Origin of the sequence: Micromonospora radicis (assembly GCF_003583405.1) — a bacterium.
GTDB classification, from domain to species: Bacteria; Actinomycetota; Actinomycetes; order Mycobacteriales; family Micromonosporaceae; genus Micromonospora; species Micromonospora radicis.
In genome coordinates this window covers 81435-108179 of sequence record NZ_QXEC01000011.1, presented here as the reverse complement: position 1 = coordinate 108179, position 26745 = coordinate 81435, and the positions used below count along the sequence as shown (strand labels likewise).

Here is a 26745-nt window from a genome sequence, read left to right as displayed (position 1 = left end):
AGGCTTACGCGGCACAGGCCGCCGATGGAACTGTACACGACCCACGATCCCGGCTGGTCATCGCGGCGTCACGAGGTGGAACCGCAGTCACCTGTCCGGGTATTCCGGGCAGCGGATTCTCCGATTCCCTGGCGCACCATCCGTCACACCAGTCATCATGTGTTGCAGCAACGCAGCCCGGAGCCCGGGCGAGGTCGTAGGGGAAGACGCACCTCGCTCTCCGGGAGGTCACCGTGCCAACGCGTGGCGTCGTATACGTCCACTCGACCCCGCTCGCCGTGTGCTCACACGTCGAGTGGGCGATCGCGCGCGTCCTTGCCGCGCCGGTCAACCTGCAGTGGACGGCTCAACCCGTCGATCCCGGCGCCCGCCGGGCCGAGTGCGGGTGGACCGGTCGCCCGGGGACGGGCGCCGAGCTGGCTGCTGCCCTCCGGCAGTGGCCCATGATCCGTTTCGAGGTCACCGAGGAACCCAGTCCGGGTGCCGACGGCGAGCGCTTCATGTACGTCCCGGGCCGGGGACTGTTCCGGGCCACCGTCGGTGCCGCCGGGGACATCCAGCTCGGCGAGGACCGGTTGCGCGGCATCATGGCCGCCGCGCGGGGGCCCGAGGCGCTCGCGCACGCCCTCGACAAGGCGCTCGGCAGTGCGTGGGACGCCGAACTGGAGCCGTACCGCTACGCCGGTGACGGCGCACCGGTGACGCTGCTCACCCGGGTCGGCTGAGCCGGTCCTGTCGGGCCTGAGCGTCACCGGTACGGGCAGCCGGTCGGCGCGCGATGCCGTGCGTCCGCGACCCGGCGCCGCTGCGCGTCCAGGGCTCCGCGCCGCCGCGCGTCCGCGACCTGGCGCCGCCGTGCGGTGACGAACGGTCCGTCGCCGCACGCCGCACGGCCGAGTTGCCCCGATACGCGATGAGCTGGTGGGATGGGCGGCGTGTCGACTACCCCTCGGCGCGTCGCCGCCGTGCTCGTCGCCCTGACCATGCTGTTCGCCGCGGGCTGCTCCGGTGCCGGCCAACGGCCGGAAGCGACACCCCCGTCGACCCCCGCCGACCCGACCCCGTCGTCGAGCGTCCCGCCGGACGACCCGGCCACCCGGGCTGCCGCCCTGGTCGCCGAACTCGCCGACGAGGATCTGGTCGGCCAGGTGCTGATGCCCTACGCGTACGGCGACCGGGCCACCGAGGTCTCGGCCGGCTCGGCGGCCGGCAACCGTGCCCTCGGCGGGGTGGACACCCCCGCCGAGATGATCGAGAAGTACCGGCTCGGCGGACTGATCCTGGTCGGCTTCAGCGCGGACGACCCCACCGGGGGCAACCAGCCCACCACCAACGTCGACAACCCGAAGCAGGTCCGGGACCTCACCACCGGGCTGCGGGCGGCCGCCGGCCGGCTGGCGGCGGGTCCGGCACCCTTCCTGATCGGCACCGACCAGGAGTACGGGGTGGTCACCCGGGTCACCGAGGGGGTGACCATGCTGCCCAGCGCGCTCGCCGCCGGTGCCGCCGGTGACCCCGCGCTGACCGAGGCCGCCTGGCGGGTCGCCGGCACCGAACTGGCCGCGATGGGGATCAACCTCGACTTCGCGCCGGTCGCCGACGTGCTGGTCACCCACAGCACGGTGATCGGATCCCGCTCCTTCGGTGCGCACCCGCAGCGCGCGGCGGAGCAGGTCGGCGGCGCCGTACGCGGGCTGCAGGCGTCCGGCGTGGCGGCCACCGTCAAGCACTTCCCGGGGCACGGGCACAGCGCCGACGACTCACACGAGGACCTGCCGGTGCTCGGCCAGTCTCGCCAGAAGCTCGCCGCCGAGGCGTGGCCGCCGTTCACCGCCGGCATCGAGGCCGGTGCGCTGGCGGTGATGTCCGCCCACCTCGACGTCCGCGCGGTCGACCCCGGTGTACCGGCGACCTTCTCGTACAAGCTGCTCACCGAGGTGCTGCGCGGCCAGCTCGGCTTCGAGGGCGTGGTGATCACCGACGGGATGAACATGCCGCCGGCCCGCCGCTGGGGGCCGGGGGAGGCCGCGGTACGCGCCCTGAAGGCCGGCAACGACCTGATCCTCATGCCACCGAACGTCGGCCAGGCGTACGACGGGCTGCTGGCCGCGCTGCGCGACGGCTCGTTGCCCCGCGCCCGCCTGACCGACGCGGTCACCCGGGTACTGACGATGAAGTTCACCCTGGCCGGCAATGCCGCACCGGAGCTGTCGACGCTGAACACCCCGGCGCACCGCGAGGCGGCCCAGGCGTTGGCCGCCGCCGCCGTCACCGTACTGCGCGGCCGGTGCGACTCCGGCGGGGTGCGCGGACCGGTGACCGTCACCTCCTCCGACGGACGGGCACACACCCGGGCGGCGCTGACCGAGGCGCTGACCAAGGCCGGGGTACGGGTGGTACCCAGCGGCGGCACGATCGTCCATCTGGTCGGCTACGGCGACGGCAACGGTGACCTGCGCGCCGACGCGGCCGTCACGGTTGCCATGGACACCCCGTACGTGCTGGCCCGGGCGGCGTCACCGACCCTGCTGGCGACCTACTCGTCGAGCCGGGCGGCGATGTCGGCGCTGGCCGACGTACTGGCGGGCCGGGCCGTTCCCCGCGGCCGTTCCCCGGTCAAGGTCTCCGGGCTGCCCGCCACCACCTGCGCCGACTGACCCCGGCTCAGGAGGTGGCGGCCAGGGTCTCGCGGGCCAGCCGGTAGGCGGGCAGCACCTCGACCGGGTCGCCGAAACTGGTGCTGCTCGCCCCGATCAGCACGGTCTGACCGCCCACCTGGACGGCCAACGCCCACTCCCGCATGTTCTCGTCGAGCAACTCCCGGTGGCTCAGCCAGCTCGCCTCCAGCACGTCGAGGTCACCGCTGCGGCGCTGCCGGTACTGCGGCTCGGTCACCTGGCGACCGGCGTCGACGAACGCCTCCAGCGCGGGCCGGGGCGCGCCCTCGGTGGTGTACACCCGCAGGAAGCCGGGGGTGACCGACCGGCCGTCCACCTCGCAGCGCACGGTGGCGCCACCGCGCCGGATCAGCGCCTCGGCCAGGGCCGCGGCCAGTTCAGGGTCGTCGGCGTCGTCGGGAATCTCCACCGGGGCGGCGCGCCACCCGTCGGCCAACTGGAAGGTCACCGGCAGCGGGCAGGGCGTACCGGCGCCGACCGGGCCGCTGCCGGTGGCGGCGGCGACCTCGTCGTGCCACGGGCTCCCCGTCGCGGTGCCGGCGGTCGGCTCCGCATCGCCACTCGACCCGTCGGCACCGCAACCGGTGAGCACCCCGGCCACCAGCACCGCCGCCGCGATCATGCCTCGTCGCACGATGTCCACTCCCCGTCGTCGATCCATCGAGGTGATCATCAAAGCGGTGTGGTGACCCGCCGTCAAGTCAGCCGCTGCCCCGTCCGTTCCCGCCGGCCGGAGGCCGACGGCGCTGGGTGCCGGCCGGCGGAACGGGTGCGGCCCCCGTCGACGCGCGGCGGCGTCGACGGGGGCCGGCGGAACCGCCCGTAGCCTCAGGGGCGGGTGAAGACGAGAGCCACGTTGTGCCCGCCGAAGCCGAACGAGTTGTTCAACGCGGCGGGAACGGACATCGGGCGGGCCTTGTTGGCGGCCACGTCGAGGTCGAGGCTGTCGTCCGGGTCGTCCAGGTTGATCGTCGGCGGCAGCACGCTGTCCCGGATCGCCAGGATGGTCGCGATCGACTCCAGCGCGCCGGCCGCGCCGAGCAGGTGCCCGGACATCGACTTGGTGGCGGTCAGCACCGGATGGTCGCCCAGCGCCTGGTGCAGTGCCTTGATCTCGGCCAGGTCGCCCACCGGCGTGGAGGTGGCGTGCGCGTTGACGTGGACGATGTCGGTCTTCGCCACGTCCGCGTCGGCGATTGCCTTGGCGATGGCCCGGATCGCACCGGCGCCCTCCGGGTGCGGCTGCACGATGTCGTAGCCGTCGGAGGTGATGCCGGCACCGGCGAGCCGCGCGTACACCCGGGCACCCCGGGCGGCGGCGTGCTCGGCGCGCTCCAGCACCACGATGCCGGCACCCTCACCGAGGACGAACCCGTCGCGGCCCTTGTCCCACGGCCGGGACGCCCGCTCCGGCTCCTCGTTGCGGGTCGACATGGCCCGCATCGAGGCGAACCCGGCGATCGGCAGCGGGTGGATGACCGCCTCGGTGCCGCCGGCCACCACCACGTCGGCACGGCCGGACCGGATCATGTCCAGCCCCAGCGCAATCGCCTCCGCGCCGGTGGCGCAGGCGCTGGCCACCGAGTGCACACCGGCCTGCGCGCCGAGTTCCAGGCCGACCCAGGCCGCCGGGCCGTTGGGCATCAGCATGGGCACGGTGTGCGGGGACACCCGCCGGGGGCCGGAGGCCTCCAGGATGTCGTCCTGGGCCAGCAGGGTGACCGCCCCACCGATGCCGGAGCCGATGCTGACGCCCAGCCGCTCCGGGTCCAGGCCGGCGTCGGTGAGACCGGCGTCGGCCCAGGCCTGGTGGGCGGCGATCAGGGCGATCGCCTCGGAACGGTCCAGCCGGCGCAGCTTCACCCGGTCCAGCACGGTCGACGGGTCGACCGCCAGTTGGGCGGCGATGCGGACCGGCAGCTGCTCGGCCCACTCCTGGGTGAGCGCACTCACCCCGGAGCGGCCGTTGAGCATGGCGTCCCAGGTCGACGCGACGTCCCCGCCCAGCGGGGTGGTCGCGCCGAGCCCGGTGACGACGACGTCGGAGCGACTCATGATCAGGACTGCGCCTCGATGTAGCTCACGGCGTCCCCGACCGTCTTGAGGTTCTGCACCTCGTTGTCCGGGATCTTGACGCCGAACTTCTCCTCGGCCGCGACCACGACCTCCACCATCGAGAGCGAGTCGACGTCCAGGTCGTCGGTGAAGGACTTCCCCTCGGCCACGTCGTCCGGGTTCACCCCGGCAACCTCTTCGAGGATCTCGGCGAGGCCGGCGGTGATCTCGTCACGGGTCATTGCGGTGGGTTCCTCTCATCGGGTTTTCTCGACGGCGGCGACGCCGCCGGTCGTTCCTCGGCGTCGACGCGCCGAGGGGGTATCAGGGGCAGCGCACGACCTGACCGGCGTAGGTCAGGCCGCCGCCGAAGCCGAACAGCAGCACCGGTGCGCCCGAGGGCACCTCGCGGCGCTCGACCAGCTTGGACAGGGCGAGCGGGATGCTGGCCGCGGAGGTGTTGCCGGACTCGACGAGATCCTTGGCGACGATCGCCTGTGGGATGTTCAGCCGCTTGACGATCCCGTCGATGATCCGGGTGTTGGCCTGGTGCGGCACGAACGCCGCCAGTTCCGAGGGGTCGACCCCGGCCCGCTCGCAGGCCTGCCGGGCCAGCGGCGCCAGCGCGGTGGTGGCCCACCGGAACACCGTCTGGCCCTCCTGGGCGACGTACGGGCGCCAACCCTCGATCCGCACCGCGTCACCGCGCTCGGGCACCGAACCCCAGACCACCGGGCCGATGCCCGGCGCCTCGTCCTCGGCGGTGGCGGTGACCACCGCGGCGCCCGCGCCGTCGCCGAAGATGATGCAGGTCGAGCGGTCGGTCCAGTCGGTGAACTCGGAGAGCTTCTCGGCGCCGATCACGATGGCGTTGCGGGAGGCACCGGCGCGGATCGCGTGGTCGACCGTGCCGAGCGCGTACGCGAAGCCGGAGCAGGCGGTGTTGAGGTCGAACGCGCCGGGGGCGTTGATGCCCAGCTTGGCGGCGACCCGGCAGGCCACGTTCGGGCTCCGGTCGACCGACGTGCAGGTGGCGACCACCACCAGGTCGATGTCGGCGGCGGTCAGCCCGGCGTTGGCGAGTGCCTTGTCGGCGGCGGCGGCGGCCATGTCGGCGACGGTCTCGTCACCGGCGATCCGCCGGCTGGCGATCCCGACCCGGTCGCGGATCCACTCGTCGCTGGTCTCCACGAACTGCGCGATGTCGTCGTTGGTCACCACCCGGGAGGGCTGATAGTGCCCCAGCGAGATGATCCGGCTGCCGCTCATGACGAGCCCTCCCTACGGTCGGTCTCGTCCCGAGACCCGTTCGTGACGGCCGGCGCCCGACCGGTTGCCGCGCTGTGCCGGGCGATCAGGTCGCGGGCGGCGGGCAGGTCGTCCGGCGTGTTCAGGGTGACGATCTCGGGGGCGCCGTTGCCCTTGAGTTCGCGCTTGACCAGACCGGCGAGCGTGCCGGCGGGCGGCAGCTCCAGCACCCCGGTCACCCCGAGGTCGGCCAGGGTCGCCATGCACAGATCCCAGCGGACCGGGGCGGTGACCTGACGGACCAGCCGGTGCAGGACCTCCCTGCCGTCGCCGACCGCCGTACCGTCGAGGTTGGACAGCAGGATCCGGGTCGGGTCGCTCGGGGTGATCCCGGCCGCGACCGAGGCCAGTGCCGCCTCCGCCGAGGCCATGTACGGGGTGTGGAACGCGCCGGCCACCTGTAGCCGGATGATCCGGGCCCGGGCCGGTGGCTCGGCGACCAGCTTCTCCAGCCCGGCGACCGCACCGGCGGCGACGATCTGACCACTGCCGTTGCGGTTCGCCGCGTGCAACCCGTGCCCGCTGATCACGGCGAGCACCTCGTCCCGGTCGCCGCCGAGTACGGCGGCCATGCCGGTCGGCTCCACCGCACAGGCGGCGGCCATCTCCCGGCCGCGTACGCCGGCGAGGGTGATCGCCGCCTCGGCCGACAGGGTGCCGGCCAGCGCGGCCGCGCCGAGTTCACCGACGCTGTGCCCGGCGGTGACCGCCACCTCGTGCATCGGCAGCTGCTCGGCGGCGAGCAGCGCCGCGGCGACCAGCAGCGGCTGGGTGCGGGCGGTGTCGCGGATCTCGTCGGCGTCGGCGGCGGTGCCCAGGTGCACCAGGTCGACGCCGGACAGCGCGGACCACTCACGCAACCGTGCCTCGGCGCCGGTCAGGTCGAGCCAGGGAGTCAGGAAGCCGGGTTTCTGGGAACCCTGGCCGGGGGAGAGTACGGCGAGCACGTCTATGACTCTCCCGGATACCAGCGGGTTGCGCTGTGCCGAGTGACACCAAACCGCACTAGGACCATTGGAGGGATCCTACAAAGATTGGCGTTGATCGTCGCCAGTCTGTGATCTTTTACCGGCCGGTGGGGGCAATGTCTGGGTCGGCGCCACCGGATCCAGCCGGCCGACCGTCAACGCGACCCGCAGCGCGAAGGCGTCCCGAGGGGCCAGCGGACTGAAACCGGTCACATCGGAGATCCGTCGCAGCCGGTAACGCACCGTGTTCGGATGCACGTACAACGCCCGCGCGGCACTCTCCAACGTACCGCCGGCGGCGAAGAAGGCGTCCAGGGTCTCCAGCAGCTCACCACCGGCCCGCACCAGGGACGCGTACACGTCGTGGCGCAACCGGCGGCGGGCCTCCGCGTCGCCGGCCAGGGCCCGCTCCGGCAGCAGGTCACCGGCGTGTACCGGCCGTGGCGCGGCCGGCCAGGCCGGCGCCGCCCGGTAACCGGCCAGCGCCGCCCGGGCCGACTCGGTGGCCTCGTCCAGGCTCGGCACCGCCGGCCCGACCACCACCGGGCCGGCACCGAAGGCGCTCAACAGCTTCCCGGTGGCGGCCACCGGGTCGGCCGCCCCGCCGAGCACGATCACCAGCCGGTCGCCGTGCACGCCGCCGATCACCTCGACCCCGATCCGCCGGGCCAGCCGGTAGACGGTGTGCAGCACGACGGAGACCTCCCCGCCGGGTGAGGTGCCCACCGCCACCGCGACCGGCGGCGCGTCCGTCCAGCCGAGCGCGGCGGCGCGGCTGGCCAGCACGTCCGGGGAGTCGCCGCGCAGCAGCGCGTCCACCAGCAGCGCCTGCAGGCGGGCATCCCAGGAACCGCGCGACTCGGCGGCCCGGGCGTAGACCCGGGCGGCGGCGAAGGCGATCTCCCGGGAGAAGCGCAGCACCGCCTCGCGCAGCTGCGGTTCCTCACCCGGTGCGGCCAGTTGGCCCACCTGCGCCTCGACCACGTCGATGGTGACCTTGATCAGGGCGACGGTCTGCTGGAGGCTGATGGACCGGGCCAGCGCCTGCGGCGCCGTGGCGAACACCTCGTCGGAGACCTCCTGGGTGCCCTCGGCGGCCCCACCGCCGGACTGCAACCACTGCACCAGGGAACGGGCGCCGGCCTGGGCCACGAGCATCACCCACGAACGCTGGTCGGCCGGCAGCTCCCGGAACCAGGGCAGGGTCTCGTCCATCCGGGCCACGCTGGCGGTGGCCAACGCCCCGGCCGCCCGTTCGATCCGGCGCAGGGTGGCCGACAACTCCGTCCCGCCCGATTCGCTCACCCGACTAGCCTGACATGCCCTGAGCAGGACCGGCACGGCAGCCGGCGACGCGGAGACCGGCGCCGATACGGGCACGCGCCGTCCGGCGCGTCGGGGCCGGCCAGTACGGTGTCAGGGCACGTCGGGTGGGCACCGGCGGGTGTGGGCGAGAGCGTGAGGAGAGGCCGATGGCGCACGGCGAGGCCGAGCACGGTTGCGCCCAGGGGGAGCCGTCTCGATCGGGCCCGCACGACCAGCCGGCCGGTGGCAAGCACCATCGCCGCCCCACCGGTCTCAGTCACCCCGTCGAACCGGCCGCGACCCGGATGCCCGAGCGCCAGGAGGACGACCCGGCGCAGCGGCCCCGCCCCGTCGAACCGGCGCCGCCCCGCCAGTGCGGCACCGTACCCGCACTGCCGCGCCAGCGTGGCCCGGAGCCGGCTGACGAGCAGCCGGAGCCGGCCCACTCGGGTTGTCGTAGCGACCTGCCCGGCTGGGCCGGCGCGCACCGGCACGGTCCGGTCCGGCCGGCGCACCGCAACACCCGGCGGGAACGTCCACCACGTCGCTGGTGCTGATCACGCCGCACCGGCGCCGGGCCGGCGCGTGCCGGGAGGCGGCCGGAGCGACGGAGCGACGGTAGTGCTCCGGCGACCAGCCGGTGGTCAGCGGGTCCGGCGGCGAATCAGCAGCGCGATTCCGGCCAGGCCGATGGTGATCACCAGCACCACCGCCACGTTGAGCAGCAGCAGGCGCCGCAGCTCGCCGAACGCCTCGTTGATGTCCTGCGCGGGGTTGAGCGCCTCCTCGGGGATGATCCGTTCACCCCCGCCGATGCCGCCGCTGACCGCCTCGAACGTCCGCTCCAGCGGTACGCCGGCGGTGCGCAGCGTCTCGGACATGCTGACCCGGCCGAGGAACCAGGCCGCGGTGGACTTACGGTCCGGCTGCTTGGCCGGCCGGAACACCCGGGGCCCGCCGGCCGCCTTCGGGTAGAGGTCGTACGTCTGCTTGGGAACGTCACCGGCGAACACCACGACCGTGTACTTCGGACCGAGTTCGGCCTTCTTCGGGCTGCTCGCCTGCCGTACCAGCCCACGGGCGCTGACCTGGTCGACAATGGCCTTGACGTGCTCTGGATGGGTCTCGGCGCGCAGCCGCAGCGGTTCGGTCAGCCCGTGCCCGGTGATGTCCACCCCGGGTGGCGGGGTCTTCGGCGCCGCCCTGACCGGCTCGGCGAACGCGGCCGACAGCAACACCGCCGCCACTCCACCCAGGGCCACCGCGGCCAGTCGCCTCATCCGTCGGACCATGCCGCCTCCTCGCCCCGTTCGATGGGTGGCTGTGCTGCAGGAGTCACGCGTCGGAAGGTTGACGGCGGCGACCGTGCCCACAGGACGGGTACCCACCTCAAAGACTCCGCAGAACGTCGATCGGTTGCAGCTGGTGGAACAGTAATTGGAACTATCTGCGATCTCGACTCGACAAGGTAGCGGCCGTTGACCAGCGGGCGGATTTTACCTTTGCGGAGGGCGCGATGGGTACCCGAACGCCCAGCCGACCCGGACCACGCGGGATGCGACGAAGGTCACATCCGGCGGTCCGGGTGGGCGGGCCGATCAGAACAGGCGGACCCGGGCGGCGCGCAGCCGGGCCAGGGTGCGCTCTGAGCCGAGCACCTCCAACGACTCGAACAGCGGCAGGCCGACGGTCCGGCCGGTCACCGCCACCCGTACCGGTGCCTGCGCCTTGCCGAGCTTGAGGCCACGCTCCGCGCCGACCGCCTCCAGGGTGGCCTTGAGTGTGTCGGCGTCCCAGGAGGTGACCGCCTCGAAGGCCGCGATGGTGGCGTCCAGCAGCTCCGCCGAGCCCTCCTTCATGGCCTTGGCCCAGGCCGCCTCGTCGATCAGCGGCGAGGCGACGAAGAGGAAGTCGACGTTCGGCACGATCTCGCTGAGTACCGCGATCCGGGTCTGGGCCAGCGGCGCGACCGCGGCGAACACCGCCGGGTCGAACTCTGTGGGCTGCCACGGCGGCGGCGCGATCGTGCCGGTACCGGTCAGCCACGGCTGGCAGGCCGCCACGAACTCCTCGACCGGCAGCGCCCGGATGTACTCGCCGTTGAACGCGCGCAGCTTCTTCTCGTCGAAGAACGCCGGTGACGGGTTGACCTCGTCCAGCCGGAACTCGTCCTCGATCACCGACCAGGGCACGATCTCCCGGTCACCCGAGGGCGCCCAGCCGAGCAGCATCAGGTAGTTGCGCATCGCGTCGGCGAGGTAGCCCTCGTCCCGGTACGCCTCCAGCGCGACCTTGTCGCGCCGCTTGGACAGCTTCTGCCGCTTCTCGTTGACCACCACCGGCACGTGTGCCCAGATCGGCGGCTTCACCCCGAGGGCGTCCCAGAGCAGTTGCTGCTTCGGGGTGTTGGGCAGGTGTTCCTCGGCCCGGATCACGTGGGTGATCCCCATCGTCATGTCGTCCACGACGTTGGCCAGCAGGAAGACCGGCGAGCCGTCGCCGCGGGCGATGACGAAGTCCTCGATGAGTTTGTTCTCGAAGGTCGGCTCGCCCCGGATCAGGTCGACCACCACCGTCGAACCCTCGTCCGGCGTACGGAAGCGCAGCGCGCGGCCCTCGCCCGGCGGCAGTCCCCGGTCACGGCAGTACCCGTCGTAACCGGTGTACTGGTTGCCGGTGCGGGCCTGTACCGCCTCGCGGGTGCAGTCGCAGTAGTACGCCCGGCCCGAGTCGTGCAGCCGGCGGGCGGCGGCGCGGTGCTCGTCGGCGTACGAGGACTGGAAGTGCGGGCCCTCGTAGCTGCCCCGCTCGATGCCGATCCAGTCCAGCGCCGACAGGATGCCCTCGGTCCACTCCGGCTTGTTGCGGGCCGCGTCGGTGTCCTCGATGCGCAGCACGAACACTCCGCCCTGCTGCTTGGCGAAGATCCAGTTCTGCAGCGCCGAGCGGGCACCGCCGACGTGGAACATACCGGTCGGGGAGGGGGCGAAACGCACACGTACCGTCACGACCTCCAGCCTACAGAGGTGCGGCGGGGCCCATTGTCATCGCCTGGCGTTGTGCCGGGGCCCATCCTCACGTCACGGGCGTCAGGGCACGGAGCGGATCTTCAACACCAGCACGCTGCCGAGGACGGTCACGGCGGCCGTGGTCGCGTACAGGGCCGGGTAGCCGCCCAGGTAGACCACGATCGGAGCGGAGATGGCCGGGCCGAGCACCTGTGGCGCGGAGTTCGCGATGTTGATCACGCCGAGGTCCTTGGCCCGGTCGGTGGCCCGGGGCAGCACCTGGGTGATCAGGGCGGCGTCCACCGACAGGTAGACGCCGTAGCCGCCGCCGAGCAGCAGCGCGGCGACGATCGCCATCGGCCAGGTGGGCGCGACGGCCAGCAGCAGCGCGGCGACCGCGATCACCATCCCGGCGACGATCACGAAGATCTTGCGTTTGCCCGAGCGGTCCGACAGCCGCCCGGCGACCACCGTGGTCGCCATCAGCCCGGCGGTGTACAGCAGGATCAGCACCAGCAGGCCGCCCTCGGGGTCGGCCACCCGTACCTCGTCGGTGAGGAAGTACAGCAGGTAGAGGGTGCCGAAGGCGTTGCCGAGCTGCACCAGGAACCGGGTGATCCAGGCCCAGCCGAAGTCCGGGTATCGGCGCGGCGACACCCACATGCCGGCCAGCAGTCCACGCAGCGGGGGTCGGTGCGTACGCGGCAGCGGGTCGTCGGTGGTGCGCAGCGCGAACGGCAGGGCGAACAGCAGCACCGCGGCGGCGATCGCCAGGTAGCCGGCGGCGGTGCCGGTGACCACGGCGGTGACCAGGACGACGCCGAGCACCAGCCCGAGCGCCTGCGGGATGCCGACCCAGCCCGAGACGCCGCCGCGCTGGGCGACCGGGACCCGGTCCGGCACGGCGGCGGTCAGGCTGGCCAGCATCGCGTTGAAGCAGGTCTGCGCGGCGATCCAGCCGACGACCACGCCGAGCACGGTCTGCGCCTGGGCGAGCAGTACCAGCGACAGCGCGCCGAGCACCGCGCCGCCGAGGGTCCAGACGTGCCGGCGGCCGAACTCCCGACCGCCGATCCGCAGGCAGGTCCGGTCCGACAGCGCCCCGACCAGCGGGTTGACGATCACCGCGGCCAGCGCGCCGAACCCGGTGACCACCGCCAGCATGGTCTCCTTGTTCGTCGGCGCGATCTGTCCGAGCTGCTGCGGCAGCAGCACCTGGATCGGGGTGAAGAACGCCATCCAGACGCCGAGGTTGGCGGCGAACAGCAGCGCGATCCAGCCGCGCCGCACCGACACGGTCGGCTCCGCCAGCGCCGCCGGCAGCGAGGCCGGCGTCGGGTCGACGGTGGTCACCGCGGAGGTTCCCGACGGGCCGCCGCGATGGCCTCGCGCAGCCAGGAGTACGACGACTTGGGCGTACGCGCTCCGGTGGCGAAGTCGACGTGCACCAGGCCGAAGCGCTTGGTGAAGCCCTCGGCCCACTCCCAGTTGTCCAGCAGGGACCAGACGAAGTACCCGGTCACGTCGACCCCGTCGGCCATCGCCGCGTGCACCGCGCGCAGGTGGCCGTCCAGGTAGGCGATCCGGTCCGGGTCCGGCACCCGGCCCTCGGCGTCCGGCGTGTCGTCGTACGCGCAGCCGCTCTCGGTGATCTGGATCGGCGGCAGGTCCGGCCCGTACCGCCGGTGCAACCAGTCGAGCAGTTCGCGCAGCCCGTCCGGGGCCACCGGCCAGTCGAAGGCGGTACGCGGGTAACCGTCCAGCGGCACCAGCTCGAACGGCAGCGGCGAGCCCTCCTCGGGGGCGCGTACGCCGGTCGGGTTGTAGTAGTTGACCCCGAGCACGTCCAGCGGGGCGGCGATCACGTCGAGGTCGCCGTCGCGCACCACGGACTCGTCGAAGCCCAGCTCGGTCGGGTAGCCGCGACCGAGCAGCGGGTCGGTGAACAGCCGGTTGTGCAGCGCCTCGTACCCGGCCGCGGCGGCGAGGTCGGCCGGGTCGGTGCCGACGGGTCGCACCGGCGAGTAGTTGTTGGCGATGGCGACCGGGGCGCCGCAGCGGGCGCGCAGCGCGGCGACGGCCAGGCCGTGCCCGAGCAGCTGGTGGTGGGCCACCGGGAAGGCGTCGAAGAGCAGCGCCGCCCCGGGGGCGTGTTCGCCGGTGCCGTGGCCGAGGCTCATGTGGATGAACGGCTCGTTCAGCGTGATCCAGAGCTTCACCCGGTCGCCGAGGCGGGCCGCCACCAGGTCGGCGTACTCGGCGAACCGGTGTGCGGTGTCCCGGTTCAACCAGCCGCCGGCGTCCTGCACCGGCTGCGGCAGGTCCCAGTGGAACAGCGTGGCCACCGGGTCGATGCCCTGTTCGAGCAGCCCGTCGACGAGCCGTTCGTAGAAGTCCAGCCCCGGCGGGTTGACCGCGCCGGTCCCGGTCGGCAGCACCCGGGGCCAGGCCACCGAGAACCGGTACGCGGTCACGCCCAGCCCGGCCATCAGCGCGATGTCCTCGGCGTAGCGGTGGTAGTGGTCGCAGGCCACGTCGCCGTTGCTGCCGTCGACGACGCGACCGGGGGAGTGGGCGAAGGTGTCCCAGATGGACGGTCCCCGGCCGTCGGCGCGGGCGGCGCCCTCGATCTGGTACGCGGACGTGGAGACGCCCCAACGGAATCCGGCGGGGAAATCGGGCAGTGGTGCGGTCTGCATGCGCCCTCCCAGGAAACGCGAAACGTGTTCGGAACTCTAGGGGGCGTCGAGGCTTCGGTCCATAGGCCGATCCAGGGCGGTAATCAATACCTTTCGGCGTGTCTTTTACGAACCCGTCCAGATACGTCCGTTTTTGCGCATACAGTGCCGATATCGTGGGATGTCCTCACTGGAGGAAGACGGAAATGATCCTCGTGGAACGCAGCGCGCACGTGGCGGCGCCGGTGGAAGCGGTCTGGGATGTGGTGCAGCGGGCCGAGCAGTTGCCCGCCTGGTTGGCCGGGGTCCGGGCGGCCGAGGTCCTCTCGGGGGAGGGCTTCGGGAGACGGCAACTGGTCCAGGCCGGACGCGGTGCCGCGCATGAGGCCGAGGTGATCGCCTACCAGGAACCGACCCTGATCGGCTGGCGTGAACGCGCCAAGGGCGCCGGTGCCCGTGCGGAGGCGCGCACCGAGATATACGTCCAGCTCACCCCCGACGAGGAGGCGGGCGGAACGGTCGTCCGGCTGATCGTCGTACGTTGGCCGGCCGGTCCGGTCAAGGCTGCCCTGCTCCGCCTCGGCCTGCGTCGGGTCGGCGCCGATCTGGAGGACTCGCTGGCCCGGCTGACCGACCTGGCCGCCGTCGGCTGAGCGGCCGCGTCCTGGCGTCCACCCGCGACGGTGGCGGCCCCGGTGTCCCTACCAGGTGCACCCGGGCCGCCACCGCTTTCGGCATACCCGGCCCGCGAACCCGGTGGGCTCCAGTGGCCCGGCTGGCTCGGGTTGCTCTCGATGTACGGCGCCCGTCGAACGAGCCACTCCGGATGCCACGGGACGGTGGCGACCGTCCGGCGATCGGGCGCCGCCCTCGATGACGAAGGGGTCCGGCGCACGCGCCGGACCCCTTCGTGACCCTGCTGTCAGCTGTCGCCGCCGGTCTCGCCGACCGGGGCGGCGTTCACGTCGTCGATGGCGTACTTCTTGGCCGCCTCGGCCGGTACGTGCGCCGGTACGACGCCGCGCAGCGCGAGCTGCCGCAGCGTCGCGACCGCGATCGACTCGGCGTCGACGTGGAAGTGCCGCCGCAGCGCGTGCCGGGTGTCGGACAGGCCGAACCCGTCGGTGCCCAGGGAGGTCCAGTCACCGGGCACCCAGCGGGAGATCAGGTCCGGCACCGCGCGCATCCAGTCGCTGACCGCGACCTTCGGCCCCTCGGCGTCGGCCAGCTTCCGCTGGATGTACGGCACCCGCTGCTCGGCGCCCGGGTGCAGGAGGTTGTACGCCTCGCACTCGACCGCGTCGCGGCGCAGTTCGGTCCAGGAGGTCACCGACCAGACGTCGGCGGCCACCCCCCAGTCCTGGGCGAGCAGTTGCTGCGCCTTGAGCGCCCACTGCATGCCGGTGCCGGAGGCGAGCACGTTCGCCCGGGGGGCGTCGCCCTCCACCGCCGGGGCCGCCGCGTAGCGGTAGATGCCCTTGACGATGCCCTCGGCGTCCACGCCCTCGGGCTCGGCCGGCTGGTGGATCGGCTCGTTGTAGATGGTGAGGTAGTAGAAGACGTTCTCCTGCTCCGCGCCGTACATCCGGTGCAGGCCGTTCTCCACGATGTGCGCGATCTCGAACGCGAACGCCGGGTCGTACGAGACGACCGCCGGGTTGGTGGCCGCGAGCAGCAGCGAGTGGCCGTCCTCGTGCTGGAGGCCCTCACCGTTGAGCGTGGTGCGACCGGCGGTGGCGCCGAGCACGAAGCCGCGGGCCATCTGGTCGGCCGCCGCCCAGAAGCCGTCACCGGTGCGCTGGAACCCGAACATCGAGTAGAAGATGTACATCGGGATCATCGGCTCGTCGTGCGTGGCGTACGACGAACCGGCGGCGGTGAACGACGCGACCGAACCGGCCTCGTTGATCCCCTCGTGCAGGATCTGCCCGGCCGTCGACTCCTTGTACGACAGGAACAGCTCCCGGTCGACCGAGGTGTACCGCTGGCCGTGCGGCGAGTAGATCTTGGCGGTCGGGAAGATCGAGTCCAGGCCGAAGGTACGCGCCTCGTCGGGGATGATCGGCACCCAGCGCTTGCCGAACTGCTTGTCCTTCATCAGGTCCTTGAGCAGGCGGACGAAGGCCATCGTGGTGGCCACCTTCTGCTTGCCCGAACCCCGCTTGATGTCGGCGAAACGCTCGCTGCCCGGGATGGCCAGCGACTTGGCGGCGGTGCGCCGGCTCGGCAGGTAACCGCCGAGCTGCTGACGCCGCTCGTGCAGGTACTGCATCTCGTCGGACTTCTCGCCCGGCTGGTGGTACGGCGGCAGGTACGGGTTCTCCTCCAGCGCCGAGTCCGGGATGTCCAGGTAGAGCCGGTCGCGGAAGGTCTTCAGGTCCTCCAGCGTCAGCTTCTTCATCTGGTGCGTGGCGTTGCGGCCCTCGAAGTGCGAGCCCAGCGTCCAGCCCTTGATGGTCTTGGCGAGGATCACCGTCGGCTGCCCGGTGTGCTCGGTCGCCGCCTTGTAGGCCGCGTAGAGCTTGCGGTAGTCGTGTCCGCCCCGCTTGAGGTTCCAGATCTCGTCGTCGGTCAGGCCCTCGACCATCTTGCGGGTCCGCGGGTCCCGACCGAAGAAGTGCTCCCGAACGTACGCCCCGGACTCCGCCTTGTAGGTCTGGTAGTCGCCGTCGGGCGTGGTGTTCATCAGGTTGACCAGCGCGCCGTCGGTGTCGGCGGCGAGCAGCGGGTCCCACTCCCGGCCCCAGACCACCTTGATGACGTTCCAGCCGGCACCCCGGAAGAACGCCTCCAGCTCCTGCATCACCTTGCCGTTGCCGCGCACCGGCCCGTCCAGCCGTTGCAGGTTGCAGTTGATCACGAAGGTGAGGTTGTCCAGCTCCTCGCGGGCGGCCACCCCGATGGCGCCGAGGGTCTCCGGTTCGTCCATCTCACCGTCGCCGAGGAACGCCCAGACGTTCTGGTCGGAGGTGTCCTTGATGCCCCGGTGGTGCAGGTACCGGTTGAACCGGGCTTGGTAGATGGCGTTCAGTCCGCCCAGCCCCATGGAGACCGTGGGGAACTCCCAGAAGTCCGACATCAGCCGCGGGTGCGGGTACGACGGCAGGCCGCCGCCGGGGTGCGACAGCTCCTGCCGGAAGCCGTCGAGCTGGTTCTCGCTGAGCCGGCCCTCGAGGAACGCCCGGGCGTACATGCCGGGGGAGGCGTGACCCTGGTAGAAGATCTGGTCGCCGCCGCCGGGGTGGTTCTTGCCCCGGAAGAAGTGGTTGAAGCCGACCTCGTACAACGACGCGGAGCTGGCGAAGGTGGAGATGTGACCGCCGACACCGATCTCCGGGCGCTGGGCACGATGCACCAGCATCGCCGCGTTCCACCGCACGTACGCCCGGATCCGGCGCTCCACGTGCTCGTCGCCGGGGAACCACGGTTCGCGCTCCGGCGGGATGGTGTTGATGTAGTCGGTGGTGGTCAGCGACGGCACCCCGACCTGGCGCTCACGGGCGCGCTCCAGCAGACGCAGCATCACGTAGCGGGCCCGCTTGGTGCCACGCTCGTCGATGACACCGTCGAGCGACTCGACCCACTCGCTGGTTTCTTCGGGGTCGATGTCCGGAAGCTGGCTCGGCAGGCCGGCCGTGATCACCGGGCGCTTGCGTTCCGTAGCCACAGGCGTTCCCTCGGTTGTGTGTGGGATAGGTCTCTAGCGCCATCCTGCCCCGTCGTGGCACCTGGCGTCACGTCCACCCGCCCGAAGGGCGACCCTCACCACAGGTACTCGTCGGTAACTCGCCGACCTTCCTCCGCGGATCTCGGTAGGAAAGTGCCCGCCGGGAGGCGCTTTCGTACCAAGATCTCGAAAGGTCGGTGACCGATGGGGAAGGATGGGAGGTATGCGAAGCGAGGTGATCACGGTTCGGACGGGTTCCCGGCCGACGGTTCGGGACATCACCACCGAGGCCGAACAGTTCGTCGCCGGCCAGGGCGACGGTCTGCTGCACGTCTTCGTACCGCACGCCACCGCCGGGCTGGCCATCATCGAGACCGGCGCCGGCTCGGACGACGACCTGCTCACCGCGCTGGACGACGTACTGCCGACCGACGACCGGTGGCGGCACCGGCACGGCTCGCCGGGGCACGGGCGCGACCACGTACTGCCCGCCTTCGTCGCACCGTACGCCACCCTGCCGGTGCTCGGCGGGCGGCTCGCACTGGGCACCTGGCAGTCGATCTGCCTGGTCGACACCAACGGTGACAACACGACCCGACAGGTCCGCCTCTCCTTCCTACCCGGCTGACCAGACCAGCTCGGACGAAGACGAGCCCGGTTCGAGTGGGCGTCGCGTGCTCCGGTCGGTAATGCTGTCGGACGTGACCACCCCGCATGATCTCGACGACCGGTTCCGGGAGTCCCTGGCCGCGTTGGGCGCGCCGCAGCACCGCGCCGACCCCACGCAGCCGGTGGCCGAGGGCGCGGCACTGACCGGCGCCCAACTGTTGGATCTATTCGACGCCCAGGTCACCAGCCGGCAACTGGATCTCGCCGGCCGTTGGCTGCATAGCTTCGGCGAGGGCTACCACACCATCGGCTCGGCGGGTCACGAGGCCAACGCCGCGGTGGCCGCCGCGCTGCGCCCGACCGATCCGGCCCTGCTGCACTACCGCTCCGGCGCCTTCTACTGCGTCCGGGTCGCCCAGGCCGCCGGGGACGCCGCCCCGGCCGACTCCACCGGGCTGGCCGCCCCGGCCGACTCCACCGGGCTGGCCGGCCCGCTTGGCGACGGGACGACCGGGGCGGTGGTCGACGGAGCACCCGCGGACGGTGCTGCCGCGACGCGGGAGGTGGCGACCGGTGCCTCGGCGGACCGGGCCGAGGCGGTAGCGCTGGCGCGGCCTTCGCGGATGTCCGTGACCGCATCGGTGGACGGCGCCGAGGACGAGGCCGCACCCGACGCGCGGCCGGCCGCGGTACGACCGGTTGCCGCGGCGTACGCCGCGGCGGCCCGTGACGTGCTGCGCGGGATGGTGGCTTCCGGCCAGGAACCGATCGCCGGTGGCCGACACAAGGTCTTCGGCCGGGCCGACCTGGCTGTGGTGCCGACCACCTCCACCGTCGCCTCGCACCTGCCCCGGGCGGTCGGCATGGGTCTCGCGGTGGAGCGGCTGCGCCGTACCGATCCCCGGCGGGCGGCGCCCGGCAGCGCCCCCGCGTCCGAGGGCACCAGCACCCCCGCGCCCGCGACCGCCGACCCTGCCCCCGACCCCACGGCCACCGCCCCCGCGTCCGGCACCGCCAGCGCCCCCGCGTCCGCCGACGCCACCACGTCGGGCGCCGGTGCCGCCGTCACCGCCCTGGCGCCCTGGCCGCCGGACGCGATCGTGGTCTGCTCGTTCGGCGACGCCTCGGTCAACCACGCGAGCGCCACCGCGGCCTTCAACACCGCCGGCTGGTACGACCACACCGGCCTGCGTATCCCGGTGCTCTTCGTCTGCGAGGACAACGGCCTGGGCATCAGCGTGCGATCGCCGCAGGGCTGGGTGGCGACCACCCTGCGCGCGAAGCCGGGCATCCGGTACTTCGCCGTTGACGGTGCCGACCTGGTCGGTGTGTACCGGGCGGCGACCGAGGCGGCGGCGTGGGTCCGTCGGCACCGGCGGCCGGCGGTGCTGCACCTGAGCACGGTCCGGTTGATGGGCCACACCGGCGCGGACGCCGAGAGCGCGTACCGCAGCGCCGACGAGATCGCCGCCGACCTGGCCGCCGATCCGGTGGTGGCCACCGCGCGCCGGCTGGTCGAGGCGGGCCTGGCCGGCGGCGCGGAGCTGCTGGAGCGGTACGACGAGATCGGCTGGCGGGTCCGCCGGATCGCCGAGGAGGTGCTCGACGAGCCGAAGCTGACCAGCCCGGCCGAGGTGCTCGCCCCGCTGGCCCCGCGTCGGCCGCTGCGGGTCGCCCGGGCGGTGGCGGACGCGGGGGCCCGGGCCGCCGGTGCGGGTGCCGGCGCCCGAGCGGAGACCTTCGGCGGCAAACCGCCCGAGTTGTCCGGCCCGCTCACCCTGGCGCAGAGCATCAACGCCGCGCTCACCGACGGCCTGCTGGAGTACCCGCAGATGGCGGTCTTCGGCGAGGACGTGGCCGCCAAGGGCGGGGTGTACGGGGTCACCGAGGGACTGCGCGACCGCTTCGGTGCGGCCCGGGTGTTCGACACGCTGCTCGACGAGACCTCGATCCTCGGCCTCGGCCTCGGCGCGGGGCTGGCCGGGATGCTTCCGGTACCGGAGATCCAGTACCTCGCGTACCTGCACAACGCCGAGGACCAGTTGCGCGGCGAGGCGGCGACCATGGGGTTCTTCTCCCAGGGCGCGCTGCGTAACCCGATGGTGGTGCGGGTCGCCGGGCTGGCGTACCAGGAGGGCTTCGGCGGGCACTTCCACAACGACAACTCGGTGGCCGTACTGCGGGACGTGCCCGGCCTGGTGGTGGCCGTACCGGCCCGGCCGGACGACGCGGCGGCGATGCTGCGGACCTGCCTGGCCAGTGCGGCGGTGGACGGCAGTGTCTGCGTGTTCCTGGAGCCGATCGCGCTGTACCACACCCGCGATCTCTACACCGACGGTGACGGGGAGTGGCTGGCCGGCTATGCCGAGCCGGGTGCCTGGGCGGGCGGCCACGTGCCGGTCGGCCGGGCCCGGGTGTACGGCGTCGGATCGGCCGAGGACGTCACCATCATCACCTTCGGCAACGGCGTACGGATGTCGCTGCGGGCGGCGTCGGCGCTGGCCGACGAGGGGGTCGGCTGTCGGGTGGTGGACCTGCGGTGGCTCGCGCCGCTGCCGGTGGCCGACCTCATCCGGGAGGCCGCGGCGACCGGCCGGGTGCTGGTCGTGGACGAGACCCGGCGCTCCGGCGGGGTCGGCGAGGGGGTGCTCGCCGCGCTGGTCGACGCCGGGTATGTCGGTGCCGCGCGCCGGGTGGCGGCGGTTGACTCCTTTGTCCCGCTGGGTCCGGCTGCCCGGCAGGTGCTGGTGTCCGAGGAAGCCATCACCCAGGGTGCCCGTACGCTGCTGGCACGGTAAATTTCGTACCCACCCGGTGCGCCACTTGCGCAGGACGGCGCAACTGTGTGGACTTTGCCTGGCGGCACCGAACGGGCACCGCCAGCTCGGACGAGATGAGGAGGCACGCGACAGTGAGCGCGACCGCTGGTCAGGCTGCCGACGGGGTACGCAGCCTGGCGGACCGGTTCGGTATCGAGCCGGGCATGGTCGTCATGGAGATGGGCTACGACGACGACGTCGACTCCGATCTCCGAGACGCCCTGACCGACCGTTGTGGAGACCTGGTCGACGAGGACACCGACGAGGTGGTCGACGCCGTCCTGGTCTGGTACCGCGACGGCGACGGTGATCTCTTCGAGCTGCTCGTCGACGCCCTCGGGCCGCTGGCCGACAACGGGGTCGTGTGGCTGCTGACGCCCAAGGCCGGCCGGGACGGCCACGTCGAGGCGAGCGAGATCGCCGAGTCCGCGTCCACCGCCGGCCTCCAGCCGACCTCGACGATCAACGCCGGCAAGGACTGGAGCGGCGCCCGCCTCGTGCTGCGTCGTGGCGCAAAGGGCAAGAAGTAGCCCGGCCGCCGATGTGACACGCTGAGCGGATCCCCCACTCGACCCTAGGAGTTCGCATGCCGATCGAGGTTGGCGCCGAGGCGCCGGACTTCGTGTTGAAGGACCAGAACAACCAGGAGCTCCGGCTCTCCGACTTCCGCGGCCGGCGTACTGTCCTGCTGGTCTTCTACCCGCTGGCCTTCACCGGTGTGTGCCAGGGCGAACTGTGCGAGGTGCGGGACAACCTCGACGAGTACGTCAACGACGACGTCCAGGTGCTGACCGTGAGCGTCGACTCGGTCTACAGCCACAAGATCTGGGCGGACCGGGAGGGCTACCAGTTCCCGATGCTTGCCGACTTCTGGCCGCACGGTGCCGTCGCCCAGGCGTACGGGGTCTTCAACGAGGTCGCCGGCATCGCCAACCGGGGCACCTTCGTCATCGACAAGGCCGGCGTCGTCCGCTTCGCCGAGATGAACATGCCGGGCGAACCGCGCGACCAGCAGGGCTGGCGCAAGGCCCTGGCGGATGCCACCGCCTGACCCCCATCCCAACGGGTGCGACCGTCCGGCCGGGCCGGTGGACGGCAGGGTAAGCTGCCAACCGCCGGTCCGCCGTACGGCGTTTCCGGGCGCGTAGCTCAGTGGGAGAGCACTCGCCTTACAAGCGAGGGGTCGCAGGTTCGAAACCTGCCGCGCCCACCACGTATCACGACCAGCGTCGGCCACGACCCGGAGAGCAGCTCTCCGGGCCGTGGCGTCGGTCAGCGGACGATGCAGGCACGGCCGTCCGGCCCGGCGCCGATCTTGCGGGGCTCGGCGCCGCTGTCGTTGCCCTCGAAGAGGTCACAGAGATCGGCCCGGCCACCGCCGGTGAACGTCACGCCCTCGATGACGGCCCGGTCGCCGAGGTTGGCGTTGATCCCGGCCAGTACGTCACCGGTGCCGGTGACGGTGATGTTCCGCAGGGTGACGGTGCGCGGCGCCTGGGTCCGGCAGTTGCCGCAGGAGCGGTAGAGCTTGCCGAAGTCGTCGTCGACCTGGAAGTCGGTGATGGTGACGGATCCACCGGCGCCCCGGTTGTCCTGGAAGATCTTGTCCGCGGCCTTCGCCGCGCTGCCGCCCTGGATCAGTACGACGGCGCCGGTGCCGCGGAAGGTGGCGGCGTCCTCGCCGACGTCCTCCCAGTGCACGTTGCGCAGGGTGCAGCTGCCCGCACAGTGCACCCCGTCGGCGGCCGGCGCGCCGAGGATCACGTTCTCCAACACCGCACCGTCGGCCAGCCGGAACAGCGGATCCTGCCCCTCGTCCTGGCCGCCGTCGCCCAGGTCGCCGCCGCCGACGAAGCGCCGGTTCGCCCCGTCGAAACTGCCAGTGACCCGGATCGTCTCGGTGACCGTCTGCTGCCCGGTCGCCGGCGGTGGCCCGGCCAGCGGTCGCGCCGTGGTGTCGGCCTGCGACGCGCCGGAGGCCGCCGGTGGCGGGCCGGGTGGGGTTTCGGCGGCGGCCAGGTTGGTGACTGCCACGGTGGCGGCCAGCCCGGCGGTCAGAATGCCGGCGGCCAGCCACCTGCGGTGAGATCCTGGCATCGGTGCTCCCCTTCTGTGTTCGCGCCGCGGCGCGGACTACGACACCGGGGAGTACGTTCGGGCACCGGGTCGCGGACGGGGGCCGGCGGATTCCTCGCCGAGAAACTACGCTCCGGGGTCGCCGCACCGCCGACGGTGTGACGATGTGGGCCGGTGGCGGCGGGAACAGGCGGGGGTGGCGTGGGCTACGCGGAGGTCAACGGCGTCCGGTTCTGGTACGAGACGCACGGCTCCGGCCGCCCGCTGGTGCTGCTGCACGGTGGCTTCGGCGCGGTGGAGATGTTCGCCGCGATCCGACCGGTGCTGGCCGAGCGGCGCCGGGTGGTCAGCGTCGACCTACCGGGCCACGGCCGGACCGCCGACGTCGACCGGCCGCTGCGGTACGAGTCGATGGCCGATGACGTCGCCGCACTGATCGTCCATCTCGGTCTGGCCCCCGCCGACGTGCTGGGTTTCTCCCTGGGCGGCGGGGTGGCCCTGCGGCTGGCGATCCAGCACCGGGAACTGCTGCGCCGGCTGGTCGTGGTCTCCGCGCCCTGCCGACGCCAGGGCTGGTTCCCGGAGGTGCTGGCCGGCATGCCCGAGCCCGACGAGGCGGCCGGCGAGCGGATGCGCGGCACCCCGCCCGAGCAGCTGTACCAGGCCGTCGCGCCGCGCCCGCAGGACTGGCCCCGGCTCTGGGCCAAGACCGGCGAGTTGCTGCGCCGCGAGTACGACTGGTCGTCGGAGGTGGCCACCCTGAGCACGCCGACGTTGCTGGTCTTCGCCGACGCCGACTCGGTCCGCCTCGCCCACGTGGTGGAGTTCTTCGGCCTGCTCGGCGGCGGTCACCGGGACGGGGGTTGGGACGGCACGGGCCGCCCGGACGCCCGGCTGGCCGTGCTGCCCGGCCTGACCCACTACGACATCGTCGACTCGCCGGCCCTGCCCGCCGTGGTCCTGCCGTTCCTCACCCACACCCTCAACACCCCGGCCTGAGCACGCCGCGGGTCAGGCGGTGAGCTGATTGGCCAGCCAGGGCAGCAGGACGTCGGCCTGAGCCTGCTGGAAGGGGCGCAGGGTCGGGATGCCGGGCGGTGCCGGGAGCCGGGCCCGGTCGGTGAAGAAGCCGGCCAGGCCGGCGTAGAGGCCGAGTAGCGCCGCGGGATCGGCGTCGGCGGCGAGCGGGAGCCGCCGCAGCAGGGTGTCGAGGTCGTACCCGCCGTGCAGGCACACGTCGAGCAGCAGCAGCGCGCTGTCCAACCAGGCCGGGCCGTGCGCCGCCCAGGGCCAGTCGACCACGGTGACCCGCCCGTCGCCGTCGATCAGCAGGTTGTCGCCGCGCAGGTCGGTGTGGCACAGCGTGTCGCCGGCCAGCGTGGCGAGACCCCGTTGCGTGGCGGCGCGGAGTTCGTCGAGGTGGGCGCGGGCCCAGGGGTGCAGGTCCGGCGGCGGATCGGCGGCCACGTTCGCCCAACCGGTGAAGTCCCCGGCCAGGCGCTCGGCGATCGGCGGTACCCGCGGCAGGGCGACGGGGGTGAGCGCGGCGGCCATTCGCGCCAGGGCCGCCAGCACCGCGTCGAGTTCGTCGGGGCGCCACGGGGTGCTCGGCGCCCGCCCGTCGACGTCGGTGAGGACCAGGGCCACCCAGTAGCCGTCGTCGTGACAGCCGAGCAGCCGGGGCGTCGGGGCGTACGCGGGCAGCGCGGCGGTGATCCGTGCCTCGGCGCGGTGCGCGTCCGGCGTGTCCGGGTTCTGCGCCGGGCTGGCCGCCTTGACGAAGGCCCGCCGGCCGCCGGCGGTCCGCACCCGGTCGGCGGTGCCGGGCGAGTAGCCACCGGGCTGGGAGACCGCCGCCACCACCCGGTCACCGAGGATCTCCTGCACCGCGGACCGCACCTCCGGCGGCAACTCGGCCCACCGGAGTCGATTGTTCGGGTGTCCCTCCATACCGCCCAACGCTGGGCAACCGGACGACGACCGGCAAGCCATATCCCACCCCCGGAGCGGCTCGGGACAGTTCGGGGCGGCCGGATCGAGGAGTGTTCGGCGCCGCAGCGGGGAAACCGTCGGACGGACGCACCTGGGGAGGAGCGACGATGACGCGTGGCGGACTGACCATCGGCGTGCTCGGCTCATACGGTGGGCGCAACCTCGGCGACGAGGCCATCCTCACCGGCCTGTTGACCGACCTGCGGCAGCAGGAACCGAACGCGCGGATCATCGTCTTCTCGCGGAATCCGGCGCATACCGCGCAGGCGCATCCGGACGTGGAGGCGGTGCCTTGGGAGGGGGTCAGCCGGACCGACTCGGCCCTCGTGCTGTCCCAGCTCGACCTGCTCATCCTCGGCGGTGGCGGCATCCTCTACGACAAGGAGGCCCGCCGCTACCTGCGGGTGGTGCGGGTCGCGCAGGAACGTGGCCTGCCGTTGCTGACCTACGCGGTCGGTGTCGGGCCGCTCAGCGAGATGGTGGACACCGGCATGGTGCGCGAGACGCTGGCCGGCGCGACCCAGGTGACCGTACGCGACCAGGAGTCGCGGATGGTGCTGGAGGAGGCCGGGCTGCTCAACCCGATCACCGTCACCGGTGATCCCGCCTTCCTGCTGGAGCCGGCGGACTTCCCGGCGAGCCTGCTGCGCGAGGAGGGCGTACCCGACGGCAAGCGGCTGGTCGGGATGAGCGTACGCGAGCCGGGGCGGGCCGCCGAACGGCTCGACGTGGACGGCTACCACCGGCTGCTCGCCCAGATCGGTGACTTCCTGGTGCACCGCATCGATGCCCACGTGCTGTTCGTGCCGATGGAACGCGACGACATCCGGCACTCGCACGGCGTGCTGTCGCACATGATCGCCGCCGAGCGGGGTCGGATCCTGCACGGCACCTACAGCCCCCAGCAGGTGCTCGGGCTGATGCGCCACTTCGACCTGGCGGTCGGCATGCGGCTGCACTTCCTGATCTTCGCCGCGATGATGGGTACCCCGTTCCTGCCGCTGCCGTACGCCGGCAAGGTCTTCGACCTGGCCCAGCGGCTCGGGGTGCCGGCGTTGCGCGGCGTGGAGCGGGAGGTGGAGGGCCCGTTGCTGGCCGAGGTGGACCAGCTGTGGGACGAGCGCGAACAGCGGGCCGAGACCACCGCCCGTCGGGTGGCGCAGGTCTGCGAGGAGGCCCGGGGCACCTCGCAGGTCACCCGGGCGGTGCTGGAGAGCCTGCGCAGCCGCTCGCTGGTCGAGGTCGGCGCCTGAGCGCCGTGACGGGTCGTCCGGCGTACGTCGCCGGACCCGCCGGGCGGTCGGCGCGCCGACACGCGCGCGGTCAGACCGCCGGGCCGCGCCAGCGGTAGCACCACGTCCGGGCGTCGGCATCAACCGATTCGAGTTCGTAGATGTCCGCCTCGGCCAGCCCGCCCGGCCCCACGTGATGGTGGGTCAGCGGCGGCCGGTCGTTCGGGTCCAACTCGACGGTGACGTGCTGGCCGTCTGCCGAACCACCCACCAGCGCAATCTCAACCGATGCTGCCATGCACCCATCCTGCCCCGCACGCCGCGCCCGCGCAGCGGATCGCCCCGGCGCG

The 26745-nt window shown here is 72.6% G+C and carries 24 protein-coding genes and 1 tRNA gene; 11 read left to right on the top strand and 14 right to left on the bottom strand.

What is annotated here, in order from left to right; translation table 11 throughout:
* The first annotated feature begins 233 nt into the window (after positions 1-233).
* Positions 234-725, top strand: a complete 492-nt coding sequence (locus D2L64_RS13725; protein ID WP_119576141.1) for a DUF3145 domain-containing protein — start codon at positions 234-236, stop codon at positions 723-725.
* Between the two features lie 201 nt (positions 726-926).
* Entirely contained in the window at positions 927-2657 is a 1731-nt protein-coding gene (locus tag D2L64_RS13720) for a glycoside hydrolase family 3 N-terminal domain-containing protein (RefSeq protein ID WP_119576138.1), read from the top strand.
* A 7-nt stretch (positions 2658-2664) separates the two neighbouring features.
* Here the strand turns inward: D2L64_RS13720 and D2L64_RS13715 are convergent, their stop codons facing one another.
* The 6 genes from D2L64_RS13715 to D2L64_RS13690 all read right to left on the bottom strand — a co-directional run bounded on the left by D2L64_RS13715 (position 2665) and on the right by D2L64_RS13690 (position 8389).
* Complete coding sequence (locus D2L64_RS13715) at positions 2665-3339, bottom strand: lipoprotein (RefSeq protein WP_233558937.1); 675 nt, start codon at positions 3337-3339, stop codon at positions 2665-2667.
* A 167-nt stretch (positions 3340-3506) separates the two neighbouring features.
* Complete coding sequence (gene fabF / locus D2L64_RS13710; RefSeq protein WP_119576135.1) at positions 3507-4733, bottom strand: beta-ketoacyl-ACP synthase II; 1227 nt, start codon at positions 4731-4733, stop codon at positions 3507-3509.
* 2 nt (positions 4734-4735) lie between these two features.
* Positions 4736-4975, bottom strand: a complete 240-nt coding sequence (locus tag D2L64_RS13705; protein ID WP_007072348.1) for an acyl carrier protein — start codon at positions 4973-4975, stop codon at positions 4736-4738.
* An 82-nt stretch (positions 4976-5057) separates the two neighbouring features.
* On the bottom strand, positions 5058-6002 hold the full coding sequence (locus D2L64_RS13700) for a beta-ketoacyl-ACP synthase III (RefSeq protein ID WP_119576132.1): 945 nt from the start codon (positions 6000-6002) through the stop codon (positions 5058-5060).
* Positions 5999-6988, bottom strand: a complete 990-nt coding sequence (locus D2L64_RS13695) for an ACP S-malonyltransferase (protein ID WP_119576129.1) — start codon at positions 6986-6988, stop codon at positions 5999-6001. Before D2L64_RS13695 ends, D2L64_RS13700 begins: the two co-directional genes overlap by 4 nt.
* 78 nt (positions 6989-7066) lie before the next feature.
* The gene (locus tag D2L64_RS13690) at positions 7067-8389 is read right to left on the bottom strand and encodes a PucR family transcriptional regulator (RefSeq protein WP_325049906.1); all 1323 of its coding nucleotides are present in this window, start codon (positions 8387-8389) and stop codon (positions 7067-7069) included.
* Positions 8390-8481: 92 nt separating this feature from the next.
* On the opposite strand from D2L64_RS13690, the gene D2L64_RS13685 reads away from it, so the two are divergent.
* Positions 8482-8871: a hypothetical protein gene (locus tag D2L64_RS13685; protein WP_119576123.1), complete on the top strand. Its 390-nt coding sequence runs from the start codon at positions 8482-8484 to the stop codon at positions 8869-8871.
* An 87-nt stretch (positions 8872-8958) separates the two neighbouring features.
* Here the strand turns inward: D2L64_RS13685 and D2L64_RS13680 are convergent, their stop codons facing one another.
* From D2L64_RS13680 to D2L64_RS13665, 4 genes are all read right to left on the bottom strand, one after another.
* Positions 8959-9606 carry a hypothetical protein gene (locus tag D2L64_RS13680; protein WP_119576119.1) on the bottom strand — a complete coding sequence of 216 codons (648 nt, stop codon included), beginning with the start codon at positions 9604-9606 and terminating at the stop codon, positions 8959-8961.
* Between the two features lie 306 nt (positions 9607-9912).
* Positions 9913-11322 carry a glutamate--tRNA ligase gene (gene gltX, locus D2L64_RS13675; protein WP_119576116.1) on the bottom strand — a complete coding sequence of 470 codons (1410 nt, stop codon included), beginning with the start codon at positions 11320-11322 and terminating at the stop codon, positions 9913-9915.
* A gap of 81 nt (positions 11323-11403) precedes the next feature.
* Positions 11404-12675 (bottom strand): MFS transporter, encoded by a 1272-nt coding sequence (locus D2L64_RS13670; protein ID WP_119576114.1) that lies wholly within the window; start codon positions 12673-12675, stop codon positions 11404-11406.
* Positions 12672-14021 carry a GH1 family beta-glucosidase gene (locus tag D2L64_RS13665; RefSeq protein ID WP_119576111.1) on the bottom strand — a complete coding sequence of 450 codons (1350 nt, stop codon included), beginning with the start codon at positions 14019-14021 and terminating at the stop codon, positions 12672-12674. Before D2L64_RS13665 ends, D2L64_RS13670 begins: the two co-directional genes overlap by 4 nt.
* 185 nt (positions 14022-14206) lie before the next feature.
* Here D2L64_RS13665 and D2L64_RS13660 point away from each other — a divergent pair, with 185 nt between their 5' ends.
* Positions 14207-14653 carry an SRPBCC family protein gene (locus D2L64_RS13660; RefSeq protein WP_119576108.1) on the top strand — a complete coding sequence of 149 codons (447 nt, stop codon included), beginning with the start codon at positions 14207-14209 and terminating at the stop codon, positions 14651-14653.
* A 269-nt stretch (positions 14654-14922) separates the two neighbouring features.
* Here D2L64_RS13660 and aceE read toward each other — a convergent pair whose 3' ends face one another.
* Positions 14923-17667: a pyruvate dehydrogenase (acetyl-transferring), homodimeric type gene (aceE, locus tag D2L64_RS13655; RefSeq protein ID WP_119576105.1), complete on the bottom strand. Its 2745-nt coding sequence runs from the start codon at positions 17665-17667 to the stop codon at positions 14923-14925.
* Positions 17668-17890: 223 nt separating this feature from the next.
* On the opposite strand from aceE, the gene D2L64_RS13650 reads away from it, so the two are divergent.
* The 5 genes from D2L64_RS13650 to D2L64_RS13630 all read left to right on the top strand — a co-directional run bounded on the left by D2L64_RS13650 (position 17891) and on the right by D2L64_RS13630 (position 22308).
* Positions 17891-18295: a YjbQ family protein gene (locus D2L64_RS13650; RefSeq protein ID WP_199714522.1), complete on the top strand. Its 405-nt coding sequence runs from the start codon at positions 17891-17893 to the stop codon at positions 18293-18295.
* Positions 18296-18356: 61 nt separating this feature from the next.
* Positions 18357-21074, top strand: coding sequence for a thiamine pyrophosphate-dependent enzyme (locus D2L64_RS28500; RefSeq protein ID WP_119576099.1), 2718 nt, complete (start codon positions 18357-18359; stop codon positions 21072-21074).
* A gap of 113 nt (positions 21075-21187) precedes the next feature.
* The gene (locus D2L64_RS13640; RefSeq protein WP_119576096.1) at positions 21188-21625 is read left to right on the top strand and encodes a DUF3052 domain-containing protein; all 438 of its coding nucleotides are present in this window, start codon (positions 21188-21190) and stop codon (positions 21623-21625) included.
* 56 nt (positions 21626-21681) lie between these two features.
* Positions 21682-22146 carry a peroxiredoxin gene (locus D2L64_RS13635; protein WP_119576093.1) on the top strand — a complete coding sequence of 155 codons (465 nt, stop codon included), beginning with the start codon at positions 21682-21684 and terminating at the stop codon, positions 22144-22146.
* Between the two features lie 87 nt (positions 22147-22233).
* A tRNA-Val gene (locus D2L64_RS13630) sits at positions 22234-22308 on the top strand.
* A 59-nt stretch (positions 22309-22367) separates the two neighbouring features.
* On the opposite strand, the gene D2L64_RS13625 is transcribed toward D2L64_RS13630, so the two are convergent.
* Positions 22368-23192: a pectate lyase gene (locus D2L64_RS13625; protein WP_119576090.1), complete on the bottom strand. Its 825-nt coding sequence runs from the start codon at positions 23190-23192 to the stop codon at positions 22368-22370.
* A gap of 180 nt (positions 23193-23372) precedes the next feature.
* Between D2L64_RS13625 and D2L64_RS13620 the strand changes: the two genes are divergently transcribed.
* Positions 23373-24170 (top strand): alpha/beta fold hydrolase, encoded by a 798-nt coding sequence (locus D2L64_RS13620; protein ID WP_119576087.1) that lies wholly within the window; start codon positions 23373-23375, stop codon positions 24168-24170.
* 12 nt (positions 24171-24182) lie between these two features.
* On the opposite strand, the gene D2L64_RS13615 is transcribed toward D2L64_RS13620, so the two are convergent.
* Positions 24183-25121, bottom strand: a complete 939-nt coding sequence (locus tag D2L64_RS13615) for a phosphotransferase (RefSeq protein WP_119576085.1) — start codon at positions 25119-25121, stop codon at positions 24183-24185.
* 149 nt (positions 25122-25270) lie between these two features.
* On the opposite strand from D2L64_RS13615, the gene D2L64_RS13610 reads away from it, so the two are divergent.
* Positions 25271-26416 (top strand): polysaccharide pyruvyl transferase family protein, encoded by a 1146-nt coding sequence (locus tag D2L64_RS13610; protein ID WP_119576081.1) that lies wholly within the window; start codon positions 25271-25273, stop codon positions 26414-26416.
* A gap of 70 nt (positions 26417-26486) precedes the next feature.
* Here D2L64_RS13610 and D2L64_RS13605 read toward each other — a convergent pair whose 3' ends face one another.
* On the bottom strand, positions 26487-26693 hold the full coding sequence (locus D2L64_RS13605) for a hypothetical protein (protein ID WP_119576078.1): 207 nt from the start codon (positions 26691-26693) through the stop codon (positions 26487-26489).
* Between the last annotated feature and the right edge of the window lie 52 nt (positions 26694-26745).

Coding starts and splice junctions, on each gene's coding strand:
- D2L64_RS13665 (WP_119576111.1), bottom strand. CDS start 14,021: ATGCAGACCGCACCACTGCCCGATTTCCCCGCCGGATTCCGTTGGGGC.
- D2L64_RS13680 (WP_119576119.1), bottom strand. CDS start 9,606: ATGGTCCGACGGATGAGGCGACTGGCCGCGGTGGCCCTGGGTGGAGTG.
- D2L64_RS13610 (WP_119576081.1), top strand. CDS start 25,271: ATGACGCGTGGCGGACTGACCATCGGCGTGCTCGGCTCATACGGTGGG.
- D2L64_RS13715 (WP_233558937.1), bottom strand. CDS start 3,339: ATGGATCGACGACGGGGAGTGGACATCGTGCGACGAGGCATGATCGCG.
- D2L64_RS13685 (WP_119576123.1), top strand. CDS start 8,482: ATGGCGCACGGCGAGGCCGAGCACGGTTGCGCCCAGGGGGAGCCGTCT.
- D2L64_RS13650 (WP_199714522.1), top strand. CDS start 17,891: ATGCGAAGCGAGGTGATCACGGTTCGGACGGGTTCCCGGCCGACGGTT.
- D2L64_RS13605 (WP_119576078.1), bottom strand. CDS start 26,693: ATGGCAGCATCGGTTGAGATTGCGCTGGTGGGTGGTTCGGCAGACGGC.
- D2L64_RS13615 (WP_119576085.1), bottom strand. CDS start 25,121: ATGGAGGGACACCCGAACAATCGACTCCGGTGGGCCGAGTTGCCGCCG.
- D2L64_RS13635 (WP_119576093.1), top strand. CDS start 21,682: ATGCCGATCGAGGTTGGCGCCGAGGCGCCGGACTTCGTGTTGAAGGAC.
- D2L64_RS13625 (WP_119576090.1), bottom strand. CDS start 23,192: ATGCCAGGATCTCACCGCAGGTGGCTGGCCGCCGGCATTCTGACCGCC.
- fabF (WP_119576135.1), bottom strand. CDS start 4,733: ATGAGTCGCTCCGACGTCGTCGTCACCGGGCTCGGCGCGACCACCCCG.
- D2L64_RS13700 (WP_119576132.1), bottom strand. CDS start 6,002: ATGAGCGGCAGCCGGATCATCTCGCTGGGGCACTATCAGCCCTCCCGG.
- D2L64_RS13660 (WP_119576108.1), top strand. CDS start 14,207: ATGATCCTCGTGGAACGCAGCGCGCACGTGGCGGCGCCGGTGGAAGCG.
- D2L64_RS13720 (WP_119576138.1), top strand. CDS start 927: ATGGGCGGCGTGTCGACTACCCCTCGGCGCGTCGCCGCCGTGCTCGTC.
- D2L64_RS28500 (WP_119576099.1), top strand. CDS start 18,357: ATGCTGTCGGACGTGACCACCCCGCATGATCTCGACGACCGGTTCCGG.
- D2L64_RS13705 (WP_007072348.1), bottom strand. CDS start 4,975: ATGACCCGTGACGAGATCACCGCCGGCCTCGCCGAGATCCTCGAAGAG.